This is a genomic window from Orrella sp. 11846 (assembly GCF_048820935.1).
Lineage (GTDB): Bacteria > Pseudomonadota > Gammaproteobacteria > Burkholderiales > Burkholderiaceae_B > Algicoccus.
Genome location: NZ_JBMERD010000006.1, coordinates 62,792 through 77,843 on the forward strand (window position 1 = coordinate 62,792; position 15,052 = coordinate 77,843).

At 50.0% G+C, this 15,052-nt stretch carries 11 protein-coding genes; 2 read left to right on the forward strand and 9 right to left on the reverse strand.

Annotated features, from left to right (window positions below; genetic code table 11):
• Positions 1 to 14: 14 nt before the first annotated feature.
• From uvrC to ACOI06_RS06520, 9 genes are all read right to left on the reverse strand, one after another.
• A complete protein-coding gene (gene uvrC, locus ACOI06_RS06480; protein ID WP_420661724.1) occupies positions 15 to 1,871 on the reverse strand; it encodes an excinuclease ABC subunit UvrC in 1,857 nt (618 codons plus the stop codon).
• Positions 1,858 to 2,910 (reverse strand): beta-N-acetylhexosaminidase, encoded by a 1,053-nt coding sequence (gene nagZ, locus ACOI06_RS06485; protein ID WP_420661725.1) that lies wholly within the window; start codon positions 2,908 to 2,910, stop codon positions 1,858 to 1,860. The genes uvrC and nagZ overlap by 14 nt, the downstream gene beginning before the upstream one ends.
• Complete coding sequence (locus ACOI06_RS06490) at positions 2,907 to 3,680, reverse strand: pyridoxine 5'-phosphate synthase (RefSeq protein WP_420661726.1); 774 nt, start codon at positions 3,678 to 3,680, stop codon at positions 2,907 to 2,909. Before ACOI06_RS06490 ends, nagZ begins: the two co-directional genes overlap by 4 nt.
• Positions 3,681 to 3,703: 23 nt before the next feature.
• Complete coding sequence (locus tag ACOI06_RS06495; protein ID WP_420661727.1) at positions 3,704 to 5,242, reverse strand: efflux transporter outer membrane subunit; 1,539 nt, start codon at positions 5,240 to 5,242, stop codon at positions 3,704 to 3,706.
• Complete coding sequence (locus ACOI06_RS06500) at positions 5,235 to 8,420, reverse strand: multidrug efflux RND transporter permease subunit (RefSeq protein WP_420661728.1); 3,186 nt, start codon at positions 8,418 to 8,420, stop codon at positions 5,235 to 5,237. Before ACOI06_RS06500 ends, ACOI06_RS06495 begins: the two co-directional genes overlap by 8 nt.
• Before the next feature lie 20 nt (positions 8,421 to 8,440).
• A complete protein-coding gene (locus ACOI06_RS06505; RefSeq protein ID WP_420661729.1) occupies positions 8,441 to 9,586 on the reverse strand; it encodes an efflux RND transporter periplasmic adaptor subunit in 1,146 nt (381 codons plus the stop codon).
• Between the two features lie 87 nt (positions 9,587 to 9,673).
• Positions 9,674 to 10,267, reverse strand: coding sequence for a DUF4136 domain-containing protein (locus ACOI06_RS06510; RefSeq protein WP_420661730.1), 594 nt, complete (start codon positions 10,265 to 10,267; stop codon positions 9,674 to 9,676).
• A gap of 45 nt (positions 10,268 to 10,312) precedes the next feature.
• Positions 10,313 to 11,857 carry a malonate--CoA ligase gene (locus ACOI06_RS06515; protein WP_420661731.1) on the reverse strand — a complete coding sequence of 515 codons (1,545 nt, stop codon included), beginning with the start codon at positions 11,855 to 11,857 and terminating at the stop codon, positions 10,313 to 10,315.
• Positions 11,858 to 11,922: 65 nt separating this feature from the next.
• Complete coding sequence (locus tag ACOI06_RS06520) at positions 11,923 to 12,651, reverse strand: spermidine synthase (RefSeq protein WP_420661732.1); 729 nt, start codon at positions 12,649 to 12,651, stop codon at positions 11,923 to 11,925.
• 267 nt (positions 12,652 to 12,918) lie between these two features.
• Between ACOI06_RS06520 and ACOI06_RS06525 the strand changes: the two genes are divergently transcribed.
• Together ACOI06_RS06525 and ACOI06_RS06530 are read left to right on the forward strand one after the other, a co-directional pair.
• Entirely contained in the window at positions 12,919 to 13,191 is a 273-nt protein-coding gene (locus ACOI06_RS06525; RefSeq protein WP_420661851.1) for a type B 50S ribosomal protein L31, read from the forward strand.
• 120 nt (positions 13,192 to 13,311) lie between these two features.
• Positions 13,312 to 15,051 carry an ArnT family glycosyltransferase gene (locus tag ACOI06_RS06530; protein WP_420661733.1) on the forward strand — a complete coding sequence of 580 codons (1,740 nt, stop codon included), beginning with the start codon at positions 13,312 to 13,314 and terminating at the stop codon, positions 15,049 to 15,051.
• Position 15,052: the final 1 nt, after the last annotated feature.

Here is a 15,052-nt window from a genome sequence, read left to right on the forward strand (position 1 = left end):
CAGAAGCTTCGGCATTAAATACCCCGAAACGCATCATAAATTCTTTTGGCGAGTGAAACAGAAATCCCATCGACTGTCGCCAATTGTTCCACACTGGCTTCACTCACGCCTCTCAACCCCCCGAAGCGCGCCAGCAGTCGCTGGCGACGTTTCGGACCAATGCCCTCGATATCCTCTAAGCGAGAGCTTTGTCTCGCCTTGGAGCGCTTGGCACGCATCCCAGTAATCGCAAATCGGTGCGCTTCATCTCGAATCTGCGCCACCAGCATTAATGCGCTGCTCGTCGGACCTAACTCTAGCGATTGTCGCCCATCGGCGAACAAAAGGGTTTCAAGCCCTGTTTTACGATGATCGCCTTTAGCAACACCCACTAGTACAGAAATGTCCAAACCGTACTCTGCGAACACTTGTCGGGCCACTTCAACCTGCCCTTTGCCACCGTCGACTAAGACTAAATCTGGCAATTCAGAAAAACCATCTACAACTCGACTATAACGCCGTGTCAGGACCTGGCGCATTGCGGCGTAATCATCACCCGGCGTAATCCCCACAATGTTATAGCGACGATACAAAGAAGGCTGCATTTCGTGATGCTGAAAAACCACGCAAGAAGCTTGTGTCGCCTCACCCGAGGTATGACTGATATCAAAACACTCAATGCGCAACTTGTCCAGAGAATCTTCATTGGCGTCTAACCCTAATTGCTCGGCCAATGCCAGTGTCCGGGCTTGCTGGGAACCGGATTGAGCTAATGCACGCCCCAATGCCAATTGGGCATTGAGCAAAGCCTGCTCTAACCAAGCCTTACGCACACCTTGTGGTCGAACCAGCAATCGGGTTTTACGATTCTGTGCATCTGAGAGCAAATCCACCACCCGAGGATCGCGTAAAGGTGGATTCACCACCAAAACAGCCGGCAACGCCTGTGATAAATAATGTTGGGACAGAAAGGCTTCAAGCACATCGACAGCATCATCACCATCGACCTGAGTTGGAAAAAATGCACGATCCCCCAAGTGCCGACCAGCGCGCACCATGGCGAGGTTCACACAGGCCCGCCCACCCTGTAGATGCACTGCCACAATGTCGGTATCACTGGCATTCAGATCTTCCATTGTCTGTTGCTGCAAAATTTTAGACAATGCGCTCATTTGATCGCGTAACTGAGCCGCTTGCTCAAACGCCAAGGCGTCGGACGCAGCCTGCATCCGTTGTTCAATATCCTGCAGCACTTCTTGCGTCTGTCCTTTCAGAAAGCGGCTGGCTCGTTGAACATCCTCGCCATATTCCTCCAAAGACACATGGCCCACACAGGGGGCTGAGCATCGTTGAATCTGATAGAGCAAACAGGGTCTGGATCGGTTGGCATAAACAGAATCCTCACAGGTTCTCAAACGAAACACCTTCTGAAGGATCTGCATGGTTTCGCGTACAGCCCAGGCATTGGGATAAGGCCCAAAAAACTCACCTGGCCGTTGAGTTGCACCACGGTAGTACGCCATTCTCGGCGCTACGTGGCCACTAAACCAAAGATAGGGATAAGACTTATCGTCGCGAAACAAAATGTTGTAACGCGGCTTTAACTCTTTGATGAGATTGTTTTCTAAGAGTAAAGCTTCAGCTTCTGAAGGAGTGACCGTGACTTCTACACGCGCAACACGGGCCACCATATGCGCAATTCGGGGACTGTGCCCCGATTTTTGAAAGTATGAACTGACGCGCTTTTTGAGTTGACTGGCTTTACCAACATAAAGCACATTGCCTTGTGCATCTAAATGGCGATAAACGCCAGGCAAATTCGGGAGTTCTGACAGAAATGTGTTCAGATCAAAATCAGGCTGCTCAGGCTGAGGGGTATCATTCGAGGCCATCGAACTGCATTACCTGATCGCGGGCACGCAAGTAGACCGATGATTTCATCAAATCTGCCCACTCTGGCGATTTACCGCGTGGTTTAAGTCGTCGCATCCGTGCCTGACTTCTCAGGTCACATGTGTGAACCAAACCGGCAAGCAATTTATCGGCCAGATCCAGTCGATTGCACACCAACACCATATCGCAACCTGCATCCAAAGCGGCGCGTGCTCTTTGCACAATATCGCCGGCGGTGCTTGCACCTTCCATCGTTAAGTCATCAGAAAACACCAAACCGTCGTAGCCCAGCTGCTCGCGAAGAATGTCTTGAATCCAGCGGCGAGAAAATCCAGCTGGCTGACTATCAACCTTCGGATAAATGACGTGCGCGGGCATCACAGACTGCAAAACGAGATCGCCCAACCATTCGTAAGGCGCAGCATCTTCAGAGACAATGGTTTGCAGATCACGGTTATCAACAGGGATTTCATGATGCGAATCGGCTTCCACTGCACCATGACCAGGGAAATGCTTGCCGCAAGCCCCCATCCCTGCGAGTGCCAATCCTTGAATCAAAGCACGTGACAATTGAGTGACCACTTTAGGATCACGATCAAACGCACGATTTCCGATTACCTCACTCACACCGTAGTCCAGATCCAGAACCGGCGTAAAACTAAAATCAACACCACAAGCACGCAACTCACTGGCCAACACAAACCCGACTTGTGTTGCCAACGATAGGGCTTGCATCGAATCACGATGCCACAAAGTGCCTAGGCTAGCCATACATGGCAAAGTCGTAAAGCCATCTTGGCGAAACCGTTGAACACGTCCACCTTCATGATCCACGCCAATTAATAATCGGGGACGCCGCAAATCATGAATTTCTTGCGTCAACGCTTGCAATTGGGCTCTGTCTTCAAAGTGACGAGTAAAAAGAATGACACCACCGACCAGTGGATGGCAGAGCCGTTGGCGATCACTGTCCGTTAGACGTGTGCCTTCAATATCCACAATCACTGGACCACGTGCCTGGCGCAATGACTTTTTCACGCTGAGACACTCCAATCAAACCCGAAGGTTTCACCGCGCAAACCCGCCAATGCACTTTGCACCATAATGGCTTTCATCTCACGCACTGCAGGTTGCCAACCATCAAAAATAGACTGCGCCACAATCGCATGGCCAATATTAAGTTCAGCAATACCAGGCAATGCCGCAATGGCTTGAACGTTCTGATAATGCAATCCGTGACCTGCATTCACGCGTAATCCACCGGTTTTAGCATGCGCAATGGCAGCTCGAATCCGGGTAATTTCATGTTGCTGTAGATCATGATCATCCGTCTTAGAATACACACCCGTGTGCAACTCGATGACTGTCGCACCACTTCGGATCGCGGCATCAATTTGTGGCAAATCAGCATCAACAAACAAAGACACTCGAATGTCCGCATCTTGCAACTGTGCTACGGCAGCACGTACCGACTCAAAAGAGCCCACGACATCCAAACCGCCTTCTGTGGTCAATTCCTGACGTTTTTCAGGAACGAGACAAACATCATCGGGGCGTACACGCACCGCGATGTCGAGCATTTCTTTGGTAATCGCACACTCAAGGTTCATTCGTGAACGAATCTGCTCACGAATCGCAGGAACATCCGCGTCTTGAATATGACGTCGATCTTCCCGCAGGTGTAAAGTAATCAGATCAGCGCCCGCCTCTTCGGCCAGCAATGCGGCCCGCACCGGATCGGGGTAGCCCGCATGACGCTGCTGGCGCAATGTGGCCACATGATCAATATTCACACCTAATTCAATCATTATTTCTCACTTACTTTAGATATTTAAGAAGGAGAAGTGATCCGTGTAACAACAGGTGTTGTGGACGACCCAGCTTCTCGACGCGCGGCACCAGGCTGCGATTCATCCCAACCGCCCCCTAAAGCCTTATATAGATTAACCCGGTTTGACAATAGTTCAAATGTTGTCTGAACTTGTTGGGTTAGCGCATTGTAATGATTGATCTGCGCATTTTGCACCGCTAAGAAGCTATCGACTCCGTTCGCAAAGCGTGCTTGACTCAGATTGACCGAGCGTTTTGCTGCTTGCGTCTGACCATTGAGTGCATCCCATTGTGCCTGTAAGGTCGTCTCACCAGCCAACACATCCGACACTTCACGGAAAGCCTGTTCCACACTGCCCTGATAAGAGGCAACCGCTTCACGTTGTGCCGCTGTGGCTTGATCCAGATTGGCACTTAACGTGCCGCCAGTAAAGAGCGGTACGCTCAACGCTGGTGCTACAGTCCAACCAAACACACCCGCTGTAAATAAATCGCCTAGCGCGGTACTCACCACACCTAACGCACCCGTCAGATTAATGCTAGGTAAAAAGGCCGCTCTAGCAGCACCAATATTGGCACCTGCAGCCCGTAGTGTGTTTTCTGCAGCAAGAATATCGGGTCGACGGGTCAGTAACTCAGAGGGCAACCCAGTTGGAATCCGTGCCACTTGATCTTTCAGTGAAATAGGTTGCTTTTGTTTCAGATTGTCGGGAATCGGCTGACCAATCAGAATTGCCAAAGCGTTTTGTGCTTGAACCTGCTCACGGGTCAGTTGTGCCATTTGAGCAGCTGCGGCATCGACTAAGCCTTTCGCTTGAGATAGATCAAGTTCAGAAGCGACACCTGATCGATATCGCGCACTCACCAAGTTGTAGTTTTTCTTGCGTGCTTCAAACGTCTGACGCGCCAACTCTAAAAGCGTCCACGCCATTCGCTCACGGTAATAATGGATGGCCGTATCTGCCACCAACGCAATCTGAACAGAGCGCACACCCTGCGCAGAGCTTAAGTATCTTTCATATGCGGCATCCGACAGATTGCGCAAGCGACCAAACAAATCAATTTCAAATGCTGTTAAGCCGACCCCAGCGTTGTATTGACTCGTGATCTGTGTGCCCTGACCCGTTGGATTTGGAATCTGCTGTCGAGATCCCTGAACACTGGCACCCAGTTGAGGAAAGAGCGCACCGCGCTGTCCGCCCCACATCGCTTCTGCCTGTTCCATTCGAGCCACCGCGACTTGCATATTGCGGTTGTCTTTCAAGGCCAGTGCGATCAGCGACTTTAGGGTCTCATCTTTAAAGAAATCCTGCCAAGGCGTGAGCGCATTGACCGCGTCAGATGATTCTAACGCGTCGACCTTAACGGTTTCTTCCGTCAACTTCCCTGTACGGCTGTCGTAACGCAATAGCGTTTGCTCGCCATAGGCAGCTGGCATGGTCGTAGATGGCGCTTCATAAGTTGGCGCAAAGTTACAACCCGCCAGCAAAACAGCCATTGCACTGAGCGCAAACCCTTTAGTGGAGATCCATTTAGCCATGATGATCTCCTGTCGAAGCCGAAGCGGTTGGTGTAGTCGTCTGTTGAGTGCCAGGTTCATCAAACGGTTTATTAAACAGTTTGACTTTGGTCTTAAACACACTTAACACCACCACAAAGAAAATCGGTACAAAAATCACGGCAAATGGCGTAGCTGCCAACATGCCACCGAGCACCCCAAAACCAACCGATTTTTGGCTAGCGGCACCAGCGCCAGAAGCCAAAGTCAATGGCATCACACCCAAGATGAAGGCAAATGACGTCATTAAAATGGGGCGAAAACGCATACGGGCAGCTTCTTTCGTGGCTTGGAACAAGTCCATCCCTTCACCATATAAATCCTTGGCAAACTCCACAATCAAAATCGCGTTTTTAGTCGAGAGCCCAATCACCGTCACCATACCGACCTGGAAGTACACGTCACTTTCCATACCCAGTGCCGTCACCATCAATACGGCCCCAAGCATCCCCAATGGCACAATCAGCAAGGCAGACAACGGAATGGCCCAACTTTCATACAGTGCAGAAAGCACCAAGAAAACAACCAAAATCGCAAGTCCAAGTAGCATCGGCGCTTGAGCCCCTGCCTGAACTTCCTGATAAGACAGGCCTGTCCACTCATAGCCAAAGCCGTCAGGCAATTCGCTGATCAATTGCTCCATGGCCGCCATGGCCTCTCCAGACGAATAGCCTGGCGCAGCAGATCCAGAAATTCGGATCGCATCATAGCTGTTGTAGCGCACCACTTGCGTTGGACCCTGATCCCAGCTTGGTTCCACAAATGACGCTAAAGGCACCATTTCACCTGCTCTGTTGCGGGCATTTAATCTCAGCAGATCTTCTAGATCCATACGGAAAGTCGGCTCAGCTTGGATCCAAACGTTTTGCATCCAGCCCATATTGGGGAACTTCCCAATATAGCGACCCCCAATCGCAGCTCCGAGTGTGGAAGCGGCCTCATTAAAATCAACCCCTTGTGCGGCTAATTTTTCACGATTGAGTTTCAGATTTAAGGTTGGACCAGGTGATAAGCCCGTAATTCGCACTTGAGACAGTACGGGATTTTGCGCAGCTTTTTGTAGCAATTCTTGAGCACCTGCCAACAACTGCATATTGCCCATACCACCACGGTCTTGCAGGCGCAAATCGAATCCACTTGAGTTACCCAGTGCAGTAATGGCCGGCGGAATCACCGCAAAGACCAAAGCATCTGGGATTGTGCCTAACAAAAAGCCTGTGGCTTTGCCTGCCACAGCCATGGCAGAATCGCCTGGGCCACGGCGCTCATCAAATGGTTTTAGCGTCACAAACGCAAGTGCTGCATTTAAGCCATTACCATTAAAACTGAAACCGCTGACAGCCACAATGTTTTCAGTCTGAGGTTGCTCAAGAAAATACTTCTCCACCACGTTCACAACTTCTTGCGTACGTGTCTGCGAAGAACCGGATGGCAGCTCAATGTTGACCATCAAGAAACCCTGATCCTCTTCAGGCAGAAATGATGATGGCAATTTCATATACATCAGACCCATCACGACTGTCAGTGCCAGATAGATCACCATGTAGCGACCACCCCGATAAATCAGATGGTTGACACCCTTTTCATAACCACGTGTCGTCTTGTTAAACGTCCGGTTAAACCAACCAAAGAAACCACGTTTTTCACCCGCATCTTGTGGCACAGGTTTCAAAATCGTTGCGCACAACGCTGGCGTAAAGGACAGCGCCAAAAATCCTGAAAAAGCAATCGACACCGCCATCGCAACCGCAAACTGTCGATAAATCACACCCACCGAACCAGACATGAGAGCCAACGGTAAAAACACCGTGACCAACACCAGCGTAATTCCCACGATAGCGCCCGAAATTTGCGGCATGGCTTTAATCGTCGCTTCTTTCGGAGGCAATCCCTCCTCAGCCATAATCCGCTCGACGTTTTCAACCACCACAATGGCATCGTCAACCAGAATCCCAATCGACAAGACCATGGCAAACATCGTTAAGACGTTCACTGAGAATCCAAGTGCATTCATCACCGCAAAAGCACCCATCATGGCAACCGGCACAACCAGTGCTGGAATCACGGTGTAGCGCAAATTCTGCAAGAAGACGAACATCACGATAAAGACGAGCAGCATCGCTTCCAACAACGTTTCGATCACCTGTTGAATCGACACTTCAATATATGGCGCGGTGTTGTACGGAATTGAAAACTCAATATCGCCCGGGAAAAACTTGGATAAGTCCTCCATCTGCTGAATCACACCTTGCGCGGTCTGGAGGGCATTGGCACCTGGCGCCAAAATCACCGCAAACGCTGCAGTCGGGTGTCCATTCAAACGAGCACCAAACTGATAGTTGTCGGCACCGACTTCGACACGTGCCACATCACGTAAACGAATATTCGAACCATCTGTATTGGCGCGAACAATGACATTTTCAAACTCTTCAACCGTTGAGAGCTGGCCATTCGTCGCAATGTTTGCAGTCACTCGCTGAGAAGTGGGGTTAGGCGGCCCACCCAACACACCGGCTGGAATCAAGATATTTTGCGTCGCAAGTGCGTTGCTAATATCTTGTGCACTAATATTTAAACCGGTCAGTTTGTCTGGATCGATCCAAATTCGCATTGCTCTAGGCGATGCAAATAGCTGGAACCGTCCAACACCCGGTACACGAGAGATGGGGTTCTGAACGTTACGTGTGATGTAATCCGCCAGTCCAGTTTGATCGAGCGTGCCATCTTTAGACGACAGCGACACGACCATCAAAAACCCAGCACTCGTTTGCTCAAACTTCACACCTTGCTGGTTAACCGCATCAGGCAACTGAGCCATTACGTTCGAGACTCGGTTCTGTACATCAACCTGGGCTTGGTCAGGGTCGGTGCCAGGCACAAAAGTGGCCGTGATCTGTGAGGATCCATTGGAATCACTCACTGATTCGTAATACAGCAAACCTTTCGCACCGTTGAGTTCATTCTCGATGATACTCGTCACCGATTCCGAGACTTCTTCGGAGGACGCACCAGGGTAAGTGGCAGAAATCTGGATCGCAGGGGGTGCGACATCCGGATACTGAGAAACTGGCATCATCCGAACCGACAGCACACCGAATAGCGTGATGAGGATTGCGACAACCCAGGCGAAAATTGGACGTTCAGCAAAAAACAGAGACATAAAATACCGCTTTATTCAGTTCAGGAGGCAGACGGCTGCCAGGGCTTCGTCGTCACGGGCACACCCGAACGAATCTTCTGAAAACCTTCAACGACGACTTCATCGTTTGGCTCCAGACCATCCAAAATCAACATTTTGTCTTTGTAGCGATTACCTGCTGTCACAGGAATCATAATCGCGACACCATCACGCACGACATAGAGATTTGACAATCCATTCGGCGCACGTTGCAATGCCTGAGGCGGAACAGCCAAGGCTTGCTCATCCACACCTTGCTCAATCTGAACGCGCACAAACATCCCTGGCAACAGAATATTGTCCGGGTTATTGATTTCGACGCGCAAGACCACTTGTCCAGTACCGGGATCAACAGTCACGCCCGTAAAGAGAAGCTTACCGGGCTGGCTGTAGACACTGCCATCTTCCAGTATCACATTCACTTGAGCATCTTCATCAGAGACTTTCTGCAGCTGACCGCTACTAAAGGCCCGGCGCAATTTAGCCAGAGCGCTGGTCGACTGAAAAACGTCCACGTAAACCGGATCCAATTGCTGTACCAATGCCATGGTCGTTGCCGTTGTGGCTTCAACCAAGGCACCTTCTGTCACTAATGCTTGACCAACACGCCCATCAATTGGCGAAGTGACTTTCGTATAGTTCAGATTAATCTGTGCATTTTTTAAGGCTGCTTCTGCTGCCAGAATACTGGCTTTGCCTTGATTGGCTTGCGCAACTGCATCATCGTATTCTTGGCGACTCACCGCATTCACTTTAACCAACGGTGTGTAGCGTTTTGCTAATTGGTTGGCTGATTCTGCTTGTGCTTTAGCGCGTTCTAAATCGGCATGCGCTGCCTGATAAGCCGCCTCATAAGGCGCCGGATCAATTTCAAACAACAATTCGCCCGCTTTCACGTTCGAGCCTTGCGTAAATAAGATATTTTCCACAATACCCGTCACACGCGCTCTGACTTGTGCATCGCGCACCGCATTGACACGACCTGGCAAATCGGCCACGATCACAGCACGCTCGGGCGTCACTTTCACGGTTGACACCAGTGGAGCTTGGCCTTGCATCGGCGCTTGCGCTTGATCACAAGCCGCCAGTGCCAAAGTCGTTGCACAGATGGCAATCAGACGGATGGGTTTCTCAAAAATGACACTCATTCAGTTATGTCCAGCTTTTCAATAAAATTTAAAACCAAAAACCTGCGCTCAAAGCGCAGGTGTGAAATCAATCTCAACGATCAATCGCTACTTTTGTCGCATTAGGTCTGAACCCGCAAGAAACGGATACTTGCTAAAGATATCAGCCACTAGTGGATCAATATAGGCGGCAGTGCGAGCTTGTGTTTCGTTGTCCAGAACCTGAGTCGCGACACCCTCCCAGACCATTTGTTTTTTACGGGCATCAATCAAGTCAATATTGACCGCCCCTTCAGCGTATTGAACCATTTGAGGCTCAAAGTCATACCCAGGCCACGGTCCATACCAGCCCATGCGGTAACCATAGTAATTCGGTCCCCACGGCATCGGCGGTGGTGGCACATACGCTGTACGGGTTTGCACCTGCAATTGAAAGTTCACTAACAAATCGGGCGATTTCGCGTCATACACGTAGCCCTTTTGTTCCATTTGCAACTGTGTTGCAGACTTTAAACGTTCTGTAACCAACGTGCTGTAGCCAGCCGTATCTGTTCCAAGTGGCTCAAAAAAACCAAAGGTCCGATAGTTTGCAAAGTCTGCTTTTGCATCAAAATCACTGTAAACAGTGGGTCCAGAAGCGCATGCACTCATGATCCCCAGCAATCCCAGGATCAAACCTAATCTCACGACACGAAGAATCATGTCTGTTTCCTTACACGACAGTTAGTTGAGCCTTTGAGCAATTTATCACGAGCAAGCCTTCATTTCATCACGAATGATATTCTTCTGCACTTTACCCATGGCATTTCTAGGTAATGATGGGACTTGACAAATTTGTTTTGGCACCTTGTAGTTTGCGAGTTGTTTTTTTAACTCACTTTGCATCGCATCCACATCCAGCGTTACACCCGGTCGCATCACAACGACAGCCGCCACCGCCTCACCAAAGTCGTCATGAGGTACCCCGACAACTGCCGACTCTTCAACACCTTCAAACGTGTCGATCAGCAATTCGAGTTCTCGAGGATAAACGTTGTAACCACCCGTAATAATCAAATCTTTGCTGCGACCCACAATGGACAAATAAGCTGCGTTGACTGGCTCGCCATCAACGCCTGGACCGCCCCAGCAGCCCATATCGCCCGTTCTAAACCAGCCATCGGCTGTAAATTCTTCTTGTGTTTTTTCAGGCATTTCCCAATACCCTTTAAACACGTTCGCGCCCCGGACCTGGACATGTCCAACCTCACCTTCTGTGCAAGGATTTTGGGCGTCATCCACTACCCGCACGTCAACACCAGGCAGCGGCATACCCACTGTTCCAGCTGTGCGTCTGTAATCCACGGCTTGTTCGTATGGGTTCGAAGTAAGCATCCCAGTTTCACTCATGCCATAGCGTTCCAAGATCACATGACCTGATTTTTCTTGGAAACTTCGGAATGTTTCGGGCAATAATGGTGCCGATCCTGAGACAAAGAGTCTCATTTTTGGGACGACTTGCGCACTAAAGCGAGGTTCATTGAGTAAACGCACATAATAAGTTGGTACACCCATCATTATGGTTGATTCGGGCAACCAGCGCAAAGCTTGCTCAATATCCAGCTTCGGCAGCCAGACCATACAAGCACCTGCATGTAGCGCACCATGACAGGCCACAAAAAGACCATGAATATGAAAAATCGGCAACATATGCAACAACACATCATCAGACTGCCACTGCCAGTATTCATGAAGTGTACGCGCATTGGAGATTAAATTTCCATGCGTGAGCATCGCCCCTTTGCTACGACCCGTTGTGCCTGACGTGTAGAGAATTGCCGCCAAATCATCGGTTGCCGTCGCGACATTTTCAAATGTTTCTGGCGCATCGACGCTGGCATCAATCAGGGAGCCTAATCCATTGGCATCCAGTGTTTTAACGTGTGCCACCCCAAGTTCAGTCGCGATAGGTTCGAGTTCTGCAAGCCTTTCCGGATCACACACAAACACAGCAGGCTTGGCATTGCCCAGAAAATAAGCCACTTCCGACGCGGTATACGCCGTGTTCAAAGGCACGTAAACCAAGCCAGCTCTCAAAGTGGCCAGATACAGCAACAAAGCCTGTACAGACTTCTCGACCTGAACAACAACGCGTGATTGAGGCTCTAGATTTAACTGATGCAGCCAGTGTGCCAATTTGGCAGAACCTGCCTCAATTTGGTCGTAAGTCCACTGAGTATCAGGTGTCTGAATCGCCACCTTATCTGGGGATTGCAAGAATCGATCGCTCAGAACGGTATACAAATTAGTCATCGTTTTTCCACAAATTTTCAGTCAATACGAATCAAACAGCTGATATCACCGGCAAATAAATGCGTTCAGGCTGGCACCATTTTACGTAAGCCGCGCACCCAACGGTTCGCAGGCAAACGATACTGACGTTCAATCACCTGGGCACGCAACAGCAATTCATCAATCGACAAGCCCGGGATACCTGATTTAAACGCCAAAACGATCTGATTGCCTTCCGGTGTCATCGGCAACAACAAAAACTGACCATCAAACGCTTCATCAATGCGTAAAAGATTACGCTCGTAACTGTCATGCTCACCAAATAAGTTCACAGTCAGAATGCCATCTTCGGGCAACACACGAGCACAATTCTCATAAAACTCTAAGGAATCACAAACCGGTCCTTCTGCAAGCGCATCGTATAAATCCACCATCAAGATACGACTCGAGGCGTGATTCGCAGGGTCTGCAACCCAATCCTGCGCATCAGCACACACCAGTTCAATTCGTTCATGTACTGGCAACCTGAAATACTGCAGACAGATCTGAATCACGCCGCCACTGCGTTCCACAACGGTTTGTGGACAGTCAAAATGACGATAACAAAACCGTGTCAGCGATCCAGCACCCAAACCTAACTGAGTCAACCGATCATCGGAGTCTGGTTGCGCGTAAAGTAGCCAGCCCATCATCAGCTGTGTGTAAGTTAAAAACAAACGGTTCGGATGACGCACTTGCATTGCGCCCTGCACCCAAGGTGAATCAAAATGCAGGTATCGAATCCCACCTTCTTCAGATAACGTCGGCTCATCCATGACTGATACCATCACTCCAAACAAACACCCGCAACATACAAACTCCTCGTAAAATCAGCCATGACACACAAAACGCAGTCAATAGACACGCGCACGTTGTCATAATGCCACTCTGCAGTTATACTAACAGGCTAAGCAGAATTGTCGGCCTGCATTTTGTCGCGCGCAATAAATATTGCGCTATCGCAATGAGCACTTAAAAAGGTGGTTTTCAAGTTAACGCAGGCAGACCGCATTGGAACACCCAGACGAATACACAAGGACATCATGAAAGAAGGCATTCACCCCAACTACCGCGAAGTCGTGTTTATGGACCTGCAAACAGGCAATACGTTCATCACACGCTCCACATTGAACTCACGCGAAACCATCGAAATTGACGGCACAACCTACCCGCTGTTCAAGTGCGATGTGACTTCAGAATCACACCCTTTCTACACAGGTGCACAAACACGTATCGTAGAAACTGGTCGCGTCGAAAAATTCCGTCAGCGTTTTGCGCGCACGGCTGGCCTTCGCAACAAAAAAAGCGACGCCTGATCTTTTCGTACATTCTGGGCGTTCAGTCAATCAAAATGGGCAGCCCAAGCTGCCCATTTTTCTGAATACCTCTCGATGAGTTTCTCTCCAACCACATTGCTGCTCTGATGGTACAACTTTGTGACATCACGCTCCTCATCCACACCGGCGCGATTGACCGCCCTTGCCACGACTCGATTGCCTCGCTGGGCACTGCTCACGCTCGTGGCCCTCTATCTGTTACTCGGGCTATTTGATCGGGATCCCTGGAAAAACGACGACGTCCTTGCATTGGCATCTGCCATCAGTGCAATCGAACTGGCTCCCAACGCTTGGTTATTTCCACATCTAGGCAGCTTACCTTTCTTCGAAATCGGCCCTTGGACGAACTGGTTCAACGCATTTCTAATTAAGCTCTTCAGTCCGTTTGCCGACGCCATCACAGCCGTGCGTTTAGGCTCATTATTCTGGATGGCCACCACACTCGGGGCGCTCTGGTATGCCGTTTATCTAGCTGGTCGACGTCCAGAATCACAACCCCTAGCCTTACCTTTTGGGGGCGAACCTAAAGAAGCGCAGTACGGTCAACTCCTGGCTGACATCAGTGTTCTTTTTCTAATTGGGACCGTTGGGATTGTTTTACGGACCCATGAAACATCGATCGCACCCGTCCTCATGGCTTGTCAGGCTCTGACACTGTTAGGTGCTTTACGATTACTCGACAAGCCACTACACGCATTTGTTCTCATTTTTGCAGGCATCAGCATGGCGAGCCTAACGCTAGGTGCAGGAACTAGCCTTGCGCTCACGATCGGTGTGCTGCTCAGTCTCCTTGCTCGCCCCTTGCGCAAGAAATACCTCATTGCCATCCTGATTTGCATCATTAGTCTGATCCCTTTCGCACTATGGTGGTGGGCTGTGCAAGACGTGGACCCCAGACTTGCACAGACTTGGTGGCAAACAAATGGCATCACCTGGGGTGTGGGACCCTTTATTCAACACTTGTATCCCCTACGGGATCTACCTTGGTTTGTCTGGCCCACATGGCCTTTGGCGATTGTGGCCATCTGGAATTGGCGCAAAAGTCTTTTTACCCCACATATCTGGATTCCAACAGCGTTCGTCTTGTCACAATCTGTCATTGTGCTCTTGCAGCGAGATCCGGGTGAAATGTATTACATCGCCATCACCATTCCAAGCGCCATGCTCGCGGCATTTTCAATTCCGACACTGCGCCGCGCACTAGTCAATGCACTCGACTGGTTTGCGCTGATGTATTTCTCAGTCATCGCCATCACAATCTGGTTAGGCTGGTTTGCTCAATCGACGGGTGAACCCGCACCAATCGCAGACAAGATCTCTCGACTAACCGTAGGTTACGACGATCAAATCGCCATCGGTGCCCTTGCGATGAGTGTCGTCGTCACATTCATCTGGATCGGCATGATTGCTTGGCGTTTACGCTACCATCCCAAAGCAGCCTGGCGAGGTGCTTGGTTATGTGCAACCGGTCTGACATCCACATGGATTCTGTTTGTTTTTCTCTGGATGCCCACGATTGACTACGTGCGAAGCTATCGCCCAATGTCAGCTGAAATACAAACCATCCTCACCCAATTTCATGCACGCACTGGACAAACACCATGTATTCAGGCATCTGGCATTAATGAGGGTGCACGTGCATCCCTATACGTCTTTAACCGAATTGATCTACCCAACGATCTGAGTTGCCCAATCATGCTGCAACAAACCACTGCCGATCAACTTGAGAATGACTCAAACAGTCTCGCCCAACAAAACATCCAAGTGCTCTGGACGGGTTCTCGTGGCGCCGACTTGTATGATCGTTTTCGATTACTGCAACTCACCGATTTGCGATGAT

What these genes read in the sequence shown, in the direction of transcription:
- ACOI06_RS06510 (WP_420661730.1), bottom strand. Translation starts at nt 10,267, where the DNA reads ATGATTCTTCGTGTCGTGAGATTAGGTTTGATCCTGGGATTGCTGGGG.
- ACOI06_RS06505 (WP_420661729.1), bottom strand. Translation starts at nt 9,586, where the DNA reads ATGAGTGTCATTTTTGAGAAACCCATCCGTCTGATTGCCATCTGTGCA.
- uvrC (WP_420661724.1), bottom strand. Translation starts at nt 1,871, where the DNA reads ATGGCCTCGAATGATACCCCTCAGCCTGAGCAGCCTGATTTTGATCTG.
- ACOI06_RS06525 (WP_420661851.1), top strand. Translation starts at nt 12,919, where the DNA reads ATGAAAGAAGGCATTCACCCCAACTACCGCGAAGTCGTGTTTATGGAC.
- ACOI06_RS06500 (WP_420661728.1), bottom strand. Translation starts at nt 8,420, where the DNA reads ATGTCTCTGTTTTTTGCTGAACGTCCAATTTTCGCCTGGGTTGTCGCA.
- ACOI06_RS06490 (WP_420661726.1), bottom strand. Translation starts at nt 3,680, where the DNA reads ATGATTGAATTAGGTGTGAATATTGATCATGTGGCCACATTGCGCCAG.
- ACOI06_RS06495 (WP_420661727.1), bottom strand. Translation starts at nt 5,242, where the DNA reads ATGGCTAAATGGATCTCCACTAAAGGGTTTGCGCTCAGTGCAATGGCT.
- ACOI06_RS06515 (WP_420661731.1), bottom strand. Translation starts at nt 11,857, where the DNA reads ATGACTAATTTGTATACCGTTCTGAGCGATCGATTCTTGCAATCCCCA.
- ACOI06_RS06520 (WP_420661732.1), bottom strand. Translation starts at nt 12,651, where the DNA reads ATGGATGAGCCGACGTTATCTGAAGAAGGTGGGATTCGATACCTGCAT.